2 protein-coding genes and 2 pseudogenes are annotated in these 19,176 nt (G+C 77.5%); all 4 read right to left on the minus strand.

The annotated features are described in order from the left end of the window. Positions 1-61 precede the first annotated feature (61 nt). Positions 62-7,003: pseudogene (locus tag ACPC54_RS09485) on the minus strand (type I polyketide synthase); the annotation flags it as partial. Positions 7,004-7,097: 94 nt separating this feature from the next. Then, positions 7,098-12,632, minus strand: a complete 5,535-nt coding sequence (locus ACPC54_RS09490; RefSeq protein WP_498962995.1) for an SDR family NAD(P)-dependent oxidoreductase — start codon at positions 12,630-12,632, stop codon at positions 7,098-7,100. Between the two features lie 26 nt (positions 12,633-12,658). After that, entirely contained in the window at positions 12,659-16,552 is a 3,894-nt protein-coding gene (locus ACPC54_RS09495; RefSeq protein ID WP_498963216.1) for an SDR family NAD(P)-dependent oxidoreductase, read from the minus strand. Positions 16,553-16,600: 48 nt separating this feature from the next. Next, positions 16,601-19,165, minus strand: a pseudogene (locus tag ACPC54_RS09500) (type I polyketide synthase); the annotation flags it as partial. Positions 19,166-19,176 lie beyond the last annotated feature (11 nt).

A 19,176-nucleotide genomic window follows, 5' to 3' on the forward strand; every position in this document is an offset into this window, starting at 1 on the left:
CCGGGACGGGGCCCCGGGGTCACGCGGTCGGTTCGGCGAGCCGGTCGAGGACGGCCCGCATGGTGGCGGCGGCGTGCTCGCCGGTCAGGGTGAAGTGGTCGCCCGCCACCTCGGCCTCGGTGTGCGGGACGGGCCAGGCCGCCTGCCACCCGGCGGCCGGGAAGTCGGGGAGCGGCCGGTCGGCCCGGAACTGCAGGGTGGGGGCGGTCAGGGGCTGCGGCTGCCAGTCGGCGAAGAGCCGGCCGTAGCCGCCCATCGCGGTCAGGCAGGCGTCGTCCCAGGAGGTCTGGTCGTCCGTCAGGTAGCCGGCGATCCGCTCCTGGATGCGGGGGAGGATCTCGCTGCCGGGCCGGTAGCTGTCCAGCAGCACCAGCGCGGCGGGTGCGGTGCCCTGCTTCTCCAGCCGCTCGGCGACGGCGTGCGCGATCCAGCCGCCCGCCGAGTGGCCGAGCAGGACGAACGGCGCGCCGTCTGCGAGGCGTTCGACGTCCTCGGCGTGCAGGCGCACCAGCGCGTCGAGGTCGGCGGGCAGCCGCTCGCCGGCGGTGAAGCCGGGGGCGGGCAGTGCCCACAGCTCGTGCCGGCCCCGCACCTCGGCGGCCAGCCGGGCGTACTGCTGGGCGCCCGAGCGGGTGGCGAAGGACGGGAAGCAGAAGAAGCGCGGCGCGGCCGGTCCCTGGGCGAGCCGGACGGGTGCCGGGCGCTCCCCGGAACCGGGCGGGGCGTCGAAAGTGTCCCGGAACCGGGCGGCGGCCGCAAGGAGTTCGCCGAACTCGGCGAACCGGCCCTCGGCGGCGGCGCGCGGGGCGAGCGCGGTCAGCAGGCCGCCGGCCGTGGCGGCGTCCGCCTCGGCGGGGGCGGCGTCCAGCCCGGCCCGCAGGTGCGCGGCGAGCGCGTCCAGGGTGGGGTGGTCGAAGACGGCGGTGGCCGGCAGCGGCAGGCCGGTGGCGGCCTGCAGGGCGGCGCTCAGTTCGGTGGCGGCGAGCGAGTCGAGGCCCAGCTCGGGCAGGCCGAGGCCCGACTCGACCTCCTCGGTCGACTCGTGGCCGAGCGCGGCGGCCACCTGGGCGGCCACCAACTCCCGCAGCAGTGCGTGCTGTTCGGTGGCGTCGAGGCCGGCCAGCCGCTCGCGCAGCCGGGGCGGCGCGGCGGTGTCGACGGATTCCACGGGCTCGACGACGGTGGCCGTGGCCGTGGCCGTGGCCGTGGCCGTGGCCGCCGCCGTGACGCCCTCCGGCCAGAACCGGCGGCGCTGGAAGGCGTAGGTGGGCAGGGCGACCGGCTCCGACCCGGCGCCGGCGAACACCGCCGCCCAGTCGACCGGCACGCCGTGCACGTGCGCGCGGGCCAGCGCGGTGAGCGCGCTCTCCGCCTCCGGCCGGCCGGACCGCAGCAGCGGCACCGCGGCGGGGGCCGTGGCCCCGGGTTCGGCCGCCAGCGCGTCCCGGACCAGCGCCGACAGTACGCCGCCGGGCCCGAGTTCGAGGAAGGCCGTCACCCCGTCCGCGGCCATCGCGCGCACCCCGTCGTGGAAGCGGACCGCCTCCCGGATGTGCCGCACCCAGTACTCGGGGGTGCACACCTGCGCCGTCACGGCCGGCTCGCCGGTCAGGTTGGACAGCAGCCGCAGGCGCGGCGGCCGGTACTCCAACTCCTGTGCCACCTGCAGGAACTCGTCCAGCACGCCGTCCATCAGCGGCGAGTGGAAGGCCCGGGTGACGCGCAGCCGCTTGGTGCGGCAGCCGCGCGCGGCGAGCTCCGCCGCCACCTCCTCGACGGCCTCGGCCAGGCCGGAGACGACCGTCGCCCGGGGCCCGTTGACGGCGGCGACGCCGACCACGTCCTCCCGGCCGGCCAGCAGCGGCAGCACCTCCGCCTCGGCCGCCTCCACGGCCGTCATCGCGCCGCCCTCCGGCGAGGCCTGCATCAGGCGGCCGCGCGCCGCGACCAGCCGGCAGGCGTCGTCCGGCGACAGCACGCCGGCCGCGCAGGCCGCCGTCAGCTCGCCGATCGAGTGGCCGCCGACCCAGTCCGGGGTGACCCCCCAGGACTCCAGCAGGCGGAAGGAGGCCAGGCCGACCGCGAACAGCCCGGCCTGGGTGAACACCGTCTGGTCCAGCGACTCGGCGGCCGGGGTGCCCTCGTCGGCGAACAGCACCTCGCGCAGCGCGGGCCGGCCGGGGGCCGCCAGGTGGTCGTCCAGCCGGTCGCACACCTCGTCCAGGGCGCGGGCGAACACCGGGTACGCCTCGTACAGGCCGCGGCCCATGCCCGGGCGCTGGCTGCCCTGACCGGGGAACAGGAAGCCGACCCGGCCGCCGGTGGCCGCGGTGCCGCGCACCAGGCCCGGGGCGGGCGTGCCCGCCGCGAGCGCGGCCAGGCCGGCCCGCAGCTCGTCCAGGTCGCGGCCGAGCAGCACGGCCCGGTGCGGCAGCGCGGCCCGGGTCAGCGCCAGCGAGCGGCCGATCGCGGCCGGGTCCTGCCGGTCCGACCGGTCCGACCGGCTGAGGTGCGCGGCCAGCCGTTCGGCCTGGCCGCGCAGCGCGGCCTCCCCGCGGGCCGACACCGGCCAGGGCAGCACCGGCAGCGGGGCGCGCTCGGTCGGGGCCGGTGCGGGCCGGTGCGCCTCGGCGGGCGCCTGCTCCAGGACGACGTGCGCGTTGGTGCCGCTGATGCCGAAGGCGGACACGCCCGCGCGGCGCGGGCGGCCGTGCTCCGGCCACTCGACCGGTTCGGTGAGCAGCGCGAGGCCGCCGCCGGACCAGTCCACGTGCGGGGTGGGCTCATCGGTGTGCAGGGTGGGCGGCAGCATGCCGTGCCGCATCGCCTGCACCATCTTGATCACCCCGGCCATGCCCGCGGCCGCGGCGGTGTGGCCGATGTTGGACTTGATCGAGCCGAGCCACAGCGGCCGCCCGTCCGGCCGGTCCTGGCCGTAGGTGGCGAGCAGCGCCTCGGCCTCGATCGGGTCGCCGAGCGGGGTGCCGGTGCCGTGCGCCTCCACCGCGTCGACCTCGCCGGGGGCGAGCCGGGCGTTGGCGAGCGCCTGGCGGATCACCCGCTGCTGGGCGGGGCCGTTGGGGGCGGACAGGCCGTTGCTGGCGCCGTCCTGGTTGGTCGCGCTGCCGCGGATGACGGCGAGCACCGGGTGCCCGTTGCGGCGGGCGTCGGAGAGGCGTTCCAGCAGCAGCACGCCGGCGCCCTCGCCCCAGGCGGTGCCGTCCGCGGCCGCGGCGAAGGGCTTGCAGCGGCCGTCCGGGGCGAGGCCGCGCTGACGGCTGAAGCCGATGAAGGCCTGCGGCGTGGTCAGCACGGTGACGGCGCCGGCGATGGCCAGCGTGCTCTCCCCGGAGCGCAGCGACTGGCAGGCCAGGTGCATCGCGACCAGGGAGGACGAGCAGGCGGTGTCGACGGTGACGGCCGGGCCCTCCAGGCCGAAGGTGTAGGCGAGCCGGCCCGAGATGACGCTGGCCGCGTTGCCGGTCAGCAGGTAGCCCTCGACGCCGCCGCCCGCGCCCTGCGCGAGCAGCGGGTAGTCCTGGCCGCTGGAGCCGGCGAACACGCCGGTGCGGGAGCCGCGCAGCGCGGTCGGGTCGATGCCGGCGTTCTCGACGGCCTCCCAGGCGGTCTCCAGCAGCAGGCGCTGCTGCGGGTCCATGGCCAGGGCCTCGCGCGGGCCGATGCCGAAGAAGGCGGCGTCGAAGCGGTCGGCGTCGTGCAGGAAGCCGCCCTCGCGGACGTAGCTGCGGCCGGGGCGGTCCGGGTCGGGGTCGTAGATGCCGTCGAGGTCCCAGCCGCGGTTCTCCGGGAACGGGGTGACGGCGTCGCGGCCGTCCGCGACCAGCTGCCACAGGTCGTCCGGGCCGGCGACCTCGCCGGGGTAGCGGCAGGCCATCGCGACGATCGCGATCGGCTCGGCGTCGTCGGCGGCCGCCTGGACGGGCGCGGCGCCGCCGTCCGTGCCCGGGGCGCCGGTGAGTTCGGCGAGCAGGTACCCGGCCAGCGCCTCGGGCGTCGGGCGGTCGAAGGCGACGGCGGCGGGCAGCCGCAGGCCGGTGGCGGCCATCAGCCGGTTGCGCAGCTCGACGGCGGTGAGCGAGACGAAGCCCAGGTCGCGGAAGGGGCGGCCGGGGGCGACCGGGTCGTCCAGGCCGAGGACGGCGGTGACGTGGGTGGCCACCAGGTCGAGCAGCAGCCGCTCGCGGTCGGGCTGGGATAGGGCGGCGAGCTGCGCGCGCAGTTCGGAGCCGGCGCTGCCGCTCTCCCGCTCGTCCGGCTCGGCGGCGGGCGCGCTGCCCGCGGGGCCGGCGGCGGCCGGGACGGTCTCGACCCAGTAGCGGCGGCGCTGGAACGGGTAGGTGGGCAGGTCGGGGTGGGCGCCGGCGGGCAGGAACGGCGCCCAGTCGACGGGCAGGCCGTGGGTGTGCAGGTGGGCCGCGGAGGCCAGGACGCGGGTCCAGTGGCCCTCGGTGCGGCGCAGCGTGCCGGTGACCAGGGCGTCGGCGGTGTCCAGGGTCTCCTCGATGGCCGGGGTCAGCACCGGGTGCGGGCTGACCTCGACGAAGGCGGCGTGGCCCTGGGCGGCGAGGTCGCGGACGGCCGGTTCGAGCAGCACCGGCCGGCGCAGGTTGGTGTACCAGTAGCCGGCGTCCAGGGCCGTGGTGTCGAGCCAGCCGCCGGTGACGGTGGAATAGAAGGGGACGGCGGCCCGCTGCGGCGCGATGCCGGCGAGGGCTTCGGCGAGCCGGGCCTCGATGGCCTCGACGTGCGGGGAGTGCGAGGCGTAGTCCACGTCGATGCGGCGGGCCCGGATCTCGGACTGCTCGCAGTGGGCGAGGAGTTCGTCGAGGGCGTCGCCGTCCCCGGCGACCACGGTGCTGGCGGGGCCGTTCAGCGCGGCGACCGAGATCCGGCCCGCCCAGCGGGTCAGCAGCTCCTCGGCCTCGGCGCGCGGCAGCGAGACCGAGGCCATGCCGCCCCGGCCACTGATCGCGGTGATGGCCTGGCTGCGCAGCGCGGCGATCCGGGCGCCGTCCTCCAGCGACAGCGCCCCGGCGACGGTGGCGGCGGCGATCTCGCCCTGGGAGTGGCCGATGACGGCGGCGGGTTCGATGCCGAGCGAGCGCCACAGGGCGGCCAGCGAGACCATCATGGCGAACAGGGCGGGCTGGACGACGTCGACCCGGGTCAGGTCGCCGCCGCCGCGCAGCACCTCGGTGAGGTTCCAGTCCACGTGCGGGGCCAGCGCGGCCTCGCAGACGGCGATCGAGCGGGCGAACACCTCGGAGGAGTCCAGGAGTTCGGCGCCCATGCCGAGCCACTGCGAGCCCTGGCCGGGGAACACGAACACCGGGCGCTCGAACGCGCCGGCGCCGGTGACGAGTTCGGGAGCGCTGGTGCCCTCGGCGAGCGCGGCCAGGCCGTTCAGCAGCTCCGCGCTGCTCCGGCCGAGCACGACGGCGCGCTGCTCCAGCGCGGCGCGGCCGGTGAGCAGGGTGCGGCCGACCGCGCGCAGGTCGGCGCCGGGGTGCTCCAGCAGGTAGGCCGACAGCTGCCCGGCCCGGGCCCGCAGGGCGCGCTCGCTGTGCGCGGAGAGCACCCACGGCACCACCGCGGAGGGCGGGTCGACGACCTCGACGGCCGACTCGGTGTCCGGAGCCTGCTCCAGGACGACGTGCGCGTTGGTGCCGCTCGCGCCGAAGGCCGACACCGCGGCCCGGCGCGGCCGCCCGTCCACCTCGGGCCAGGCGCGCTCCGCGGTGAGCAGCTCGACGGCGCCCGCCGACCAGTCGACGTGCGGCGTGGGCTCGTCCACGTGCAGGGTGCGCGGCAGCACGCCGTTGCGCAGCGCCATCACCGTCTTGATCACCCCGGCGACGCCGGCGGCGGCCTGGGTGTGGCCGATGTTGGACTTCACCGAGCCGAGGTACAGCGGCCGTTCGGCGGGCCGGTCCTGGCCGTAGGTGGCCAGCAGGGCCTGCGCCTCGATCGGGTCGCCGAGGGTGGTGCCGGTGCCGTGCGCCTCGACGGCGTCGACGTCGCCCGCCGCCAGCCGGGCGTTGTCGAGCGCCTGCCGGATGACCCGCTGCTGGGCGGGGCCGTTGGGCGCGGTCAGCCCGTTGGAGGCGCCGTCCTGGTTGACGGCCGAGCCGCGCACCACCGCGAGCACCGGGTGGCCCAGGCGCTGCGCGTCCGAGAGCCGTTCCAGCAGCAGCACGCCGACGCCCTCGCCCCAGCCCGTTCCGTCCGCGGCGGCGGCGAAGGCCTTGCAGCGGCCGTCCGGGGACAGGCCGCGCTGGCGGCTGAACTCGACGAACATGCCGGGCGAGGCCATCACCGCGGCGCCGCCCGCCACCGCCGTGGCGCACTCGCCGCGGCGCAGCGACTGGACGGCCAGGTGCAGCGAGACCAGCGAGGAGGAGCAGGCCGTGTCGACGGTGAGCGCCGGGCCCTCCAGGCCGAAGGTGTAGGACAGCCGGCCGGAGATGACGCTGGCCGCGCCGCCCGCCAGCAGGTACCCCTCCAGGCTTTCGGTGGCGCGCTGGGCGAGCGCCGCGTAGTCCTGCTGGCCGGTGCCCATGAACACGCCGGTGCGGGAGCCGCGCAGGGTGGCCGGGTCGATGCCGGCCCGCTCGAAGGTCTCCCAGGTGGCCTCCAGGAGCAGGCGCTGCTGCGGGTCCATGGCCAGGGCCTCGCGCGGGCCGATGCCGAAGAAGGCGGCGTCGAAGCGGTCGGCGGCGTCCAGGAAGCCGCCCTCGCGGGCGTAGGTGTGCCCGATCCGGTCCGGGTCCGGGTCGTACAGGCCCTCGACGTCCCAGCCGCGGTCGGTCGGGAAGCCGGTGACCGCGTCGGTGCCGTCCGCGACCAGCCGCCACAGGGCCTCGGGGGAGTCGACGCCGCCGGGGTACCGGCAGGCCATGCCGACGATCGCGATCGGCTCGCCCTCGACGGACTCCCGCTCCTGGAGACGCCGGCGCGTCTCCTGCAGATCGGCGGTCACCCGCTTGAGGAAGTAGCGGAGCTTTTCCTCGGTCTCGTTCGCCACGGTGGCGCAACCCCTTCAGGAGGACTGGACGGTGGGACAGGCGGACGGCTGGTCAGGAGATGCCGAGCTCATTGGTGATGAAGTCGAACACCTCGTCGTCGTCGGCCGACTCCAACTCCAGCTCGCCGTCCGGGTTCTCGCTCTCCCCGGTGGCGCGCTGGTCGCTCCAGCGGGCGGCCAGGGCGCGCAGCCGGGCGCCGATCCGGGCCCGGTCGGGGTGGTCGGCGGCGAGTCGGGCGAGGGCGGTGTCGAGGCGGTCGAGGTCGTCCAGCAGCGGGGCGGCCGCGGGTGTGCCCTCGCGGGGGAGCGCGCCGTCCAGGTAGCGGGCCAGTTCGGCCGCCGTCGGGTAGTCGAAGACGAGCGTGGCGGGCAGCCGCAGGCCGCTGGCGGCGGTCAGCCGGTTGCGCAGTTCGACGGCGGTCAGCGAGTCGAAGCCGAGGTCGCCGAAGGTACGGTCGGCGCCGACCGCGGTCGCGTCGGCGTGGCCGAGCACCACCGCGATCTGGGCCCGGACCAGGTCCAGCAGGGCGCGTTCGCGCTCCGGCCCGTCCAGCCCGGCGAGCCGGCGGCGCAGCTCGTCGGCCGCCCCGGCCTCCCGGGGGCGGGCCGGGCCGGCCAGCCCGTGCAGCAGCGGCGGCAGGTCGGGGCCGGCGGCGCGCAGGGCCGCCGCGTCGAGCCGCACCGGCAGCAGCACGGGCTCGCCGCCGGTCAGCGCGGCGTCGAACAGCGCCAGGCCGTCCGCCTCGGTGAGCGAGCGGACGCCGGCGCGGCGCATCCGGCCCAGCGTCGCCTCGTCGAGTGCCCCGGCCATGCCGTCGCGCTGCTCCCACGGGCCCCAGGCCAGCGAGAGGGCGGGGCGGCCCTGGGCGGTGCGGTGCCGGGCGAGGGCGTCCAGGAAGGCGTTGGCCGCCGAGTAGGCGCCCTGACCGGCGCCGCCGAGGGTGGCCGTCGCCGAGGAGAACAGGACGAAGGCGGCGTCGCTGCCCTCGGTCAGTTCGTGCAGGTGCCAGGCGGCGTCGGCCTTCGGGCGCAGCGCGGCGTCGAAGTGCGCGGCGTCGAGGGCGGCGAGCGCGCCGTCCGCCGTCACGCCGGCCGCGTGCACGACGGCGGTCAGCGGGTGTGCGGCGGGGACGGCGGCCAGCACCTCGGCCAGCGCGGCGCGGTCGCCCGCGTCGCAGGCCGTGACGGTCACCTCGGCGCCGAGCGCGGCCAGTTCGGCGCGCAGTTCGGCGGCGCCGGCGGCGGCCGGGCCCTGACGGCCGAGCAGCAGCAGGTGGCGGGCGCCGTGCTCGGTGACCAGGTGGCGGGCGAGCAGGGCGCCGAGCGCGCCGGTGCCGCCGGTGACCAGGACGGTGCCCTCGGGGTCGAGGACGGCGGGCGCGGCGGGCGCGGCGGCGCGGGCCCGGACCAGCCGGGGTGTCAGGACGCCCCCGGCCCGCTGGGCGAGCTGCGGTTCCCCGGTGACGGCGGCGGTCTGCAGGGCGGCGGCCGGGTCGGCGCCGGCCGGGTCGAGGTCGAGCACCACGAACCGGCCCGGGTGCTCGGCCTGGGCGGCCCGGACCAGGCCCCACAGCGGGGCCTGGGTGAGGTCCGGCACGTCCTGGTCGGCGCCGGCGGCGACCGCGCCGCGGGTCAGCACGACCAGGCGGGAGGCGGCGAACCGCTCGTCCTCGGCCCAGGCGACCAGGGTGGCGGCGGTGTGCTCCAGCGCGGCGCGCACGGCGCCGGGCAGGTCGCCGTCCGGGGCCTGCCGCGGCAGCAGGAAGACGGTGTCGGGTGCCTCGGCGGCGGTGAGCGCGGCGAGGTCCGGGTAGCGCTCGGGGGCGACGTCCGCGCCCAGCTCGCCGTCCCCGAGGACGGCCCAGCGGCCGACGCCGCCGGTGGCCGGCTCGGCGGGCGTCCAGTCGACGCGGAACAGCGCGTCGCCGACCCCGGCCCGGGAGGCCGCGCGCAGCTGCTCGACCGAGACCGGCCGGGCCCGCAGCGAGGCCACCGCGAGGACCGGCGCGCCGCTCTCGTCGGCCACCTGCAGGGACATCGCGTCCGGCCCGGCGGGGGCCAGGCGCACCCGCAGCGCGGTCGCGCCGGCCCGGTGCAGGCGCACGCTGTTCCAGGCGAACGGCAGCAGCACCCGCTCGCCGGTGGTGCCGACCAGGCCGGTGTGCAGCGCCGCGTCCAGCACCGCCGGGTGCACGCCGAAGCCGGCGTCCCGGGCCTGCTCGGGCGCGGTCACCTCGCCGAACAGCTCCTCGCCGCGCCGCCACATCGCCCGCAGGCCCTGGAACGACGGGCCGTAGGCGAAGCCGGCGCGGGCGACGGCCTCGTAGAAGTCGTCGACGGACACCTGCTCGGCGCCCTCGGGCGGCCAGACGCCGTCCGCCCGCCAGGCCGGCTCGTCGGTGCCGCCCGCGGCGAGGACGCCGCCGGCGTGCCGGGTCCACGGCTGCGGCTCGGCGCCCTCCAGGGCGGGTGCGTCGCCGTCGTCGGGCCGGGAGTAGACGGCGATCGGCCGGCGGCCGGTGCCGTCGTCGGGGCCGACCACCAGCTGCAGTTGGCGGGCGTCGGCGCCGGTGAGGACGAGCGGGGCCTCCTGGTCCAGCTCCTCGACGGCCGTGCAGCCGGTCAGCCGGGCGGCGTGCAGCGCCAGGTCCAGGTAGGCGGTGCCGGGCACCACCACGGTGTCCAGCACGACGTGGTCGGCCAGCCAGCGGTGCGAGCGGACGGACAGCCGCCCGGTGAGGATCAGCCCGCCGCCGTCGGCGGGGGTGACGGCGGCGCCCAGCAGCGGGTGCCCGGCGGCCGCGACGCCCAGGCCGGCGGGCTCGGCCGCGGCGGCGTGGCCGGCGTCCAGCCAGTAGCGCTCGCCCTGGAACGGGTAGGTCGGCAGGTCGACCGGGTGGGCGGCCGGGCCGCCGAGGACGGCCGACCAGTCGACCGGGACGCCGCGCGCGTGTGCCCCGGCGAGGGCGGCGAGCGCGGTGTCGGGCTCCGGGCGGCCCTTGCGCAGCAGCGGCAGGGCGGCGATCGCCGCGGCCCGCTCGCCCGCGCCGTTCTGCGCCATCGCGGACAGCACGCCGTCCGGGCCCAGCTCGAGGAGGGTGGTGACGCCCTGGCCGAGCAGGTGGCGCACCCCGTCGTGGAAGCGCACCGCCTCCCGGACGTGGCGCACCCAGTACTCGGGGGTGCGGATCTCGGCCCCGTCCACCGGCAGCCCGGTGAGGTTCGAGACCAGCGGGAGCACCGGCTCACGCAGGGTCAGGCCGGCCAGCACCTCGCGGAACCGGTCGAGCATGCCCGTCATCCGCGGGGAGTGGAAGGCGTGGCTGACGGTCAGCCGCTTGGTGCGCCGGCCCTCGGCCCGCAGCCGCTCGGCCAGCTCGGTGACGGTCGCCTCGTCGCCGGAGACCACCACCGCCCGCGGCCCGTTGACGGCGGCGATGCTCGCCAGCGCCTCCTTGCCGGCCAGCAGCGCGGCGACCTCGGCCTCGTCCGCCTCGACGGCCACCATGGCGCCGCCGGAGGGCAGTTCCTGCATCAGCCGGCCGCGCGCGGCGACCGCCGTGACGGCGTCCTCCAGCGAGAACACCCCGGCGACGTGCGCGGCGGCCAGCTCGCCGATGGAGTGGCCGAGCAGGAAGTCGGGCGTCAGGCCCCAGGATTCGGCCAGCCGGTACAGCGCCACCTCCAGCGCGAACAGCGCGGCCTGGGTGAACGCCGTCTCGTCCAGTTTCCCCTGCAGCGCGTCGTCCTCGGCGAGCAGCGCCTCGCGCACCGGCAGGCCGGTGCGCTCCGCCAGCAGGGCGCAGACCTTGTCCAGCTCGGCGGCGAACACCGGGAAGCGGGCGTGCAGTTCACGCCCGGCGCCGGCCCGCTGGGAGCCCTGGCCGGTGAACAGGAAGGCGAGCTTGCCGGGGCGGGTCGCGTCGGCGCGGACCAGCTGCGGGGCGGCGGCGCCGGTGCGCAGCGCGTCCAGGCCGGCGAGCAGGGCGGCGCGGCCGTCGCCGAGCACCACGGCCCGGTGGTCGAGGTCCGCCCGGGCGGTGACCAGCGTGCGGGCCACGTCGGCCGGCTGCCAGTCGGGGTGGGCGGCGACGGCGGCGGCGAGCCGGTCGGCCTGGGCTGTCAGGGCCTGCGGGGTGCGGGCGGACAGCAGCCACGGGGTGGCGGCGGGCGGCTCGGCGGGCGACGCCGACGGCTCCTCGGCGGGGGCCTGCTCCAGGATCACGTGGGCGTTGGTGCCGCTGATCCCGAACGAGGACACCGCCGCCCGCCGGGGCCGGTCGGCGGCCGGCCAGGCCCGCCGCGTGGTGGTCAGCTCGACGGCGCCGCGCGACCAGTCGACCTGCGGGGTCGGCTCGTCCACGTGCAGGGTCGCGGGCAGCTCGCCGTGCCGCATCGCCAGCACCATCTTGATCACCCCGGCGACGCCGGCGGCGAGCTGGGTGTGGCCGATGTTGGACTTCACCGAGCCGAGCTGCAGCGGCCGTTCGGCGGGCCGCTCCTTGCCGTAGGTGGCCAGCAGGGCCTGCGCCTCGATCGGGTCGCCGAGCCGGGTGCCGGTGCCGTGCGCCTCGACGGCGTCGACCTGGTCGGCCGTCAGCCGGGCGTCGGCCAGCGCCTGCCGGATGACCCGCTGCTGGGCCGGCCCGCTGGGCGCCGTCAGGCCGTTGGAGGCGCCGTCCTGGTTGATCGCCGAGCCGCGCACCACCGCGAGCACCGGGTGCCCGTTGGCCCGCGCGTCCGACAGCTTCTCGACCAGCAGCACGCCGACGCCCTCGCCCCAGGCGGTGCCGTCCGCCGCCCCGGCGAAGGCCTTGCAGCGGCCGTCCGGGGCGAGGCCGCGCTGGCGGCTGAACTCGATGAACATGTGCGGCGCCGCCATCACGGCCGCGCCGCCGACCAGCGCCATCGTGCACTCGCCGTCGCGCAGCGCCCGGCCGGCCAGGTGCAGGGCCACCAGCGAGGAGGAGCAGGCGGTGTCCACGGTGACCGCCGGGCCCTCCAGCCCGAAGGCGTACGAGAGCCGCCCGGAGGCGACGCTGACGGTGGTGCCGGTCAGCAGGTAGCCCTCGGCGCCCTCGGCGGTGTGCGGCCCGGCGGCGTAGCCGAGCGGGGACGCCCCGACGAACACGCCGGTGCGGCTGCCGCGCACCGAGGACGGGTCGATGCCGGCCCGCTCGAACGCCTCCCAGGACGTCTCCAGCAGCAGCCGCTGCTGCGGGTCCATCGCCACCGCCTCGCGCGGGCTGATCCCGAAGAACGCGGCGTCGAAGCGCTCCGCGCCCCGCACGAAGCAGCCGTGCTTGACGTAGCTCTTCCCCGCGGCGTCCGGGTCCGGGTCGTACAACTCCTCGGTGTCCCAGCCGCGTTCGGTGGGGAACTCGGCCACGGCGTCACGCCCGTCGGCCAGCAGCCGCCAGAAGTCCTCCGGGGAGCGGACGTCCCCGGGGAAGCGGCAGGCCATGCCGACGATCGCGATCGGCTCGTGCCGGGCCTCGGTCAGCCGGCGGTTCTGCTGCTCCAGCCGCCGGGTCTCCTTGACCGAGGCCCGCAGCGCCTCCAGCACCTTGTCCTGTGATGCAGCCATCGTTGGTCTCCGCACTCCGAACGCGATCAGAAGTCAGTGGACTCGGTGTCGTGATCACCGGCGCTGTCGCCGGTACCGAGGGCCAGGCCGATCAGGTCGTCGACGTCCATGTCGTCGACCTCGGCCAGCTCCTCCTCCTCGGCCCGGGCGTCCCCGGCCGGGGGCGGCCCGTCCGGTCCCGGGCCGCCGGCCAGGGCCAGCAGCGCGTCCAGCAGGCCGGCCGCGCGCAGCCTCGCCGGCGGGATGGTGGCGAGCAGCCGGGCCACCTCGGCGTCCGCCGCCGGATCGCCGTCCGCCGACTCGCCCTGGGCGGGCGCCAGTTCGGTGAGCAGGAAGCGGCCCAGCGCCTCGGGCGTCGGGTGGTCGAAGACCAGCGTGGCGGGCAGCCGCAGCCCGGTGGCCGCGCTCAGCCGGTTGCGCAGCTCGACGGCGGTCAGCGAGTCGAAGCCGAGCTGCTTGAACGCCTGGGCGGGCTGGATGGCCTCGTCGGTGGCGTGGCCGAGCACGACGGCCGCATGGCCGCGCACCAGGTCCAGCAGCACCCGGGCCCGGCCGGCCTCGGGCAGCCCGGCCAGCCGGCCGGCCAGTGCCGAGCGGCCGCCGTCGCCGCCGGCCGCCGCCACCGCCCGCCGGGTGGAGCCGCCGACCAGCTGCCGCAGCAGCGGCGGCACCGGGCCGGTGGCGAACGCGGCGCGGGCCGCCGTGACGTCGAGCTTCATCGCGACCAGCTGCGGCTGGTCGGCGCGCAGCGCGGCGCTGAACAGCGCCAGGCCCTCGGCGTCGCCGAGCGGGCTGATCCCGGAGCGGCGCATCCGGGTCAGGTCGGCCGCGTTCAGGTGGCCGGTCATCGCGCTGGCCTGCTCCCACAGGCCCCAGGCGACGGCGAGGCCGCTGGTGCCCTCGGACCGGCGGCGCTGGGCGAGCGCGTCGAGGAAGGCGTTGGCGGCCGCGTAGTTGCCCTGGCCGGGGCCGCCGAGCACGGCGGCGGAGGAGGAGAACAGGACGAAGGCGGCGAGGTCGGCGTCCCGGGTCAGCTCGTGCAGGTGCCAGGCGGCGTCCACCTTGGGGCGCAGCACGGACTCCAGCTGGGCGGGGGTGAGCGAGGCGATCACCGCGTCGTCCAGGACGCCGGCCGCGTGCACGACGCCGGTCAGCGGGTGCGCGGCGGGGACGGCGGCGAGCACCTCGGCGAGCGCGGCGCGGTCGGCGGTGTCGCAGGCGGCGATGGTCACCTCGGCGCCGAGTGCGGCGAGTTCGGCGCGCAGCTCCTCGGCGCCGGCGGCGGCCGGGCCGCGGCGGCCGAGCAGCAGCAGGTGGCGCACGCCGTGCTCGGCGACCAGGTGGCGGGCGACCAGGCCGCCCAGTACGCCGGTGCCGCCGGTGATCAGCACGGTGCCGTCCGGATCGAGCGCGGTCGGCATGGTGAGCACGACCTTGCCGGTGTGCCTGGCCTGGCTCATGAACCGGAACGCGTCCAGCGCGCGCCGCACGTCCCAGGTGGCGGCGGGCAGCGGCCGCAGCACGCCGCGTTCGAAGAGCGGCATCAGCTCGCCCATCATCCGGCCGATCCGCTCGTAGCCGGCCTCGATCAGGTCGAACCACAGGTAGCTGGTGCCGGGGTGGGCGGCGGTGACCTCGTCCGCGTCGCGGATGTCGGTCTTGCCCATCTCGACGAACCGGCCGCCCTCGGGGAGCAGCCGCAGCGAGGCGTCGACGAACTCGTTGGCGAGCGAGTTCAGCACCACGTCCACGCCCCGGCCGCCGGTGGCCTCCCGGACCCGCTGCTCGAAGTCGAGGCTGCGGGAGGAGGCGATCCGGTCCTCGGGGACGCCGAGGGCGCGCAGGGTCTCCCACTTGGCGGGGCTGGCCGTGGTGTACACCTCGGCGCCCAGGTGGCGGGCGAGCTGGGTGGCGGCCATGCCGACGCCGCCGGTGGCCGAATGGATCAGCACCGACTCGCCGGCCGAGAGGTGGGCGAGGTCGACCAGGCCGTAGTAGGCGGTGAGGAAGGCGATCGGCACGGTGGCGCCGTCGGTGAAGCTCCAGCCGGCGGGCAGCGGGACGAGCAGCCGGTGGTCGACCACGGCGACCGGGCCGAAGGAGCCGGGCACCATGCCCATCACCCGGTCGCCGGGGGCGAAGCCGGTGACGTCCGGGGCGACGTCGAGCACCAGGCCGGCGGCCTCGCCGCCCATCACGTCCTGGTTGACCATGCCGAGGCCGAGCAGCACGTCGCGGAAGTTCATGCCCGCGGCGCGGACGGCGACCCGCACCTGGCCGGGGCCGAGCGGCGCGCCGGCGTCGGGGTGGGGCAGCAGGGCGATGTTCTCCAGGGTGCCCTTGCCGGTGGTGTCCAGCCGCCAGTGCTCGGCGTCGGCCGGCGCCCGCAGCAGCCGCTCGGTGGCCGCCCGGACCAGTCGGGGGGCGAGCAACCGGCCGCCGCGCAGCGCCAGTTGGTCCTCCTCGGTGGCCAGGGCGGCGGCCACGGCGGCGGCCGAGGCGCTGTGCCCGTCCAGGTCGAGCAGGACGAACCGGCCCGGGTGCTCGGTCTGGGCGGAGCGCAGCAGCCCCCACAGCGGGGCCTGGACGAGGTCGCGCACGTCCTCGCCCTCGGCGGCGCCGACCGCGCCCCGGGTGAGCAGCACCAGGCGGGCGGCGGCGAACCGCTCGTCGGCCAGCCACTGCTGGAGGAGCGTCAGGAGGCCTTCGGTGGCCGCCCGGACGGCCGCCGGGGCGGGCTGCTCCGGGTCGGTGACGGCGGCCGGCACCAGGACGGCGTCCGGGACGGTCGCGCCGCGGTCGACGGCCTCGGCCAGCGCGGCCAGGTCGGGGTAGCGGGGGAACTGCGGCGCGGCGTCGTCGCCGAGCAGCACCAGGGTGGCGGCCGGGGCCGCGCCGGGGGCCGGCAACTCGGTCCACTCCACCGCCAGCAGCGGGTCGGCTTCCCCGGCGCGGGCCGCCCGCAGCTGTTCCTCGGCCACCGGGCGGCTGAGCAGCGACGCGACCCGGGCCACCGGGGCGCCGGCGCCGTCGGCGACCTGGAGGGAGACGCCCTCCGCGCCCTCCGGGGCCAGCCGCACCCGCAGGGCGGTCGCGCCGGTGGCGTGCAGGGTCACCCGGTCCCAGGAGAACGGCAGCCGGACCTGGCCCGGCCCGGCGGCCGCGGCCGCGTGCAGGGCGGCGTCCAGGAGGGCCGGGTGCAGGCCGAACCGGGCGGCGTCCTCGTGGAGTTCGCGCGGCAGCCGGACCTCGGCGAACAGCTCCTCGCCGCGCTTCCACAGCGCGGTCAGGCCCTGGAACGCGGGGCCGTAGCCGAGGCCGTCCTCGGCGAGGCGGGGGTACAGGCCGTCGACGTCCACCGGCTGCGCGCCGGCCGGCGGCCAGGCGGTGAGGTCCCAGTCGGGCCGCTCGGCGCCGGCGGCCAGCAGGCCGGTCGCGTGCCTGGTCCAGGGCCGCTCGGCGTCGGGGCGGGAGTGGACGGTGAGCGGGCGCCGGCCCGTCCCGTCCGGGGCGCCGACCCGCAGCTGCACCTGGACGGAGCCGTCCGCGGGCAGCAGCAGCGGCGCCTGCAGGGTGAGTTCGTCGAGGACGTCGCAGCCGGCCTGGTCGCCGGCGTGGACGGCGAGTTCGACCAGCGCGGTGCCGGGGAGCAGGACGGTGCCCCAGACGGCGTGGTCGGCGAGCCAGGGGTGGCCGGCCACCGAGAGCAGGCCGGTGAGGACGAGCTCGTCGCCGTCCGGCAGCGGCAGCAGGGCGGTCAGCAGCGGGTGGCCGGTGGCGGTGAGGCCGGCCGCCCGGGGGTCGGCGTCGGTGGCCGGCGCGTCGAGCCAGAACCGCTCGCGCTGGAAGGCGTAGGTGGGCAGGTCGAGGGTGCGGCCGGCGGCACCGAGGCCCGGCCAGGCGACGGTGGCGCCCTGCACCCGCGCCTCGGCGAGCGAGGTGAGCAGGCGGCGCGGGCCGCCCTCGCCGCGGCGCAGGGTGCCGACGACGGCGGCGGTGCGGTCGGCGCTGTCGGCGGTGTCCTGGACGGCGGCGGTGAGCACCGGGTGCGGGCTGGCCTCGACGAAGGCGTGGTGCCCGGCGGCGAGCGCGGCCAGGGTGGCGTCGGTGAAGCGGACGGTCCGGCGCAGGTTGGTGTACCAGTACCCGGCGCCCAGCTCGGTGGTGTCGATCGGTTCGCCGGTGACGGTGGAGAAGAAGGGGATCTCGGCGGCCTTCGCGCTGATCCCGGCGAGGGCTTCGGCGAGCCGGGCCTCGATGGCCTCGACGTGCGGGGAGTGCGAGGCGTAGTCGACGTCGATCCGGCGGGCCCGGATCTCCTCGGCCTCGCAGTGGGCGAGGAGTTCGTCGAGCGCGTCGCCGTCCCCGGCGACCACCGTGCTGGCGGGGCCGTTGACGGCGGCGACGGACAGCCGGCCCGCCCAGCGGGCGACGAGCTCCTCGGCCCGGTCGCGCGGCAGCGGCAGCGAGGCCATCCCGCCCTGCCCGCTGATCTGCACGATCGCCTGGCTGCGCAGCGCGGCGACCCGGGCGCCGTCCTCCAGGGACAGGGCGCCGGCGACGGTGGCGGCGGCGATCTCGCCCTGGGAGTGGCCGATGACGGCGGCGGGCTCGACGCCGAGCGACTTCCAGACCTCGGCGAGCGAGACCATCATGGCGAACAGGGCGGGCTGGACGACGTCGACCCGGGTGAGGTCGCCGCCGCGCAGCACCTCGGTGAGGTTCCAGTCCACGTACGGCTTCAGCGCGGCCTCGCAGGCCGCGATCGAGGCGGCGAACACCTCAGAGGAGTCCAGCAGTTCGGCGCCCATGCCGAGCCACTGCGAGCCCTGGCCGGGGAACACGAACACCGGCCGCTCGAACGTGCCGGCGCCGATGACCAGCCCGGGCGCGGCGTCGCCCTCGGCGAGCGCGGCCAGGCCGCCGAGCAGCTCCTCGCGGCTGCCGCCGACCACCACCGCGCGCTGCTCGAAGCCGGTCCGCTGCGAGACCAGCGCGGCGGCCACCTCGGCCGGGCGCCACTCGGGGTGGGCGTCGACGGCGGCGTGCAGCAGCCCGGCCTGGGCGCGCAGGGCGTCGGCGGTGCGCGCGGAGACCACCCAGGGCAGCACGTCGGCCGACTCGGCCGGCTCCTCGGCCTCCTCCTCGGCGGGCGCCTCCTCCAGGATCACGTGCGCGTTGGTGCCGCTGACCCCGAAGGAGGACACGGCGGAGCGGCGGGGGCGGCCGGTCGCGGGCCAGGGCTGCTCCTCGGTGAGCAGCGAGACGGCGCCCGAGGCCCAGTCGACGTGCGGGGTCGGCTCGTCCACGTGCAGGGTGCGCGGCAGCAGGCCGTGCCGCATCGCGAGCACCATCTTGATCACGCCGCCGACCCCGGCGGCGGCCTGGGTGTGCCCCAGGTTGGACTTCAACGAGCCCAGCCACAGCGGCCGTTCGGCCGGCCGCTGCTGCCCGTAGGTGGCCAGCAGGGCCTGCGCCTCGATCGGGTCGCCGAGCTTGGTGCCGGTGCCGTGCGCCTCGACCGCGTCGACCAGGTCGGGGGAGAGCCCGGCGTCGTCCAGCGCGGCCCGGATCACCCGCTGCTGGGACGGCCCGTTGGGCGCGGAGAGGCTGCTGCTGGCGCCGTCCTGGTTGACGGCGGAGCCGCGCAGCACGGCGAGGACGCGGTGCCCGAGGCGGCGGGCGTCGGACAGCCGCTCCACCAGCAGCATGCCCACCCCCTCGCCCCAGGCGGTGCCGTCCGCGGCCGCCGCGAAGGACTTGCAGCGTCCGTCCGGGGCCAGGCCGCCCTGGCGGCTGAACTCGACGAAGGTGTCGGGCGTGGCCATCACCGTGACGCCGCCGGCCAGCGCCATGGTGCAGTCGCCGCGCCGGACGGCCTGGGCGGCCAGGTGCAGGGCCACCAGGGAGGAGGAGCAGGCGGTGTCCACGGTGACCGCCGGGCCCTCCAGGCCGAGCACGTAGGCGATCCGGCCGGAGGCGACGCTGCCGGAGGAGCCGCTGCCGACGAAGCCCGCGATCGACTCGTCCACCGAGGTCAGCCGGCTGCCGTAGTCGTGGTACATCAGGCCCGCGTACACGCCGACCTTGGCGCCGCGCATCGAGGACGGGTCGATGCCGGCCCGCTCGAAGGCCTCCCAGGAGGTCTCCAGCAGCAGCCGCTGCTGCGGGTCCATGGCCTGCGCCTCGCGCGGGCTGATGTCGAAGAAGGCCGGGTCGAAGGCGTCCGCGCCCTCCAGGAACGAGCCCTCGCACACGTACGAGGTGCCCGGGCGCACGCCGTCCGGGTCGTAGAACTCCTCGACGCGCCAGCCGCGTTCGGCCGGCGGCGCGCCGATCGCGTGCCGGCCCTCGGCGGCCAGGCGCCACAGCTCCTCCGGCGTGCGGACGCCGCCCGGGAAGCGGCAGCTCATCCCGACGATGGCGATCGGGTCGCGCTCGGCGGCCTCCAGCTCGGCCACCCGGCGGCGTGCCTCGCCGAGTTCGGCGGCAGCCCACCGGAGGTGCTCGCGAAGCTTGTCTTCATTTGCCACTGTGAGCCTGC

Source organism: Kitasatospora sp. NPDC094028 (assembly GCF_049543595.1).
GTDB lineage: Bacteria > Actinomycetota > Actinomycetes > Streptomycetales > Streptomycetaceae > Kitasatospora.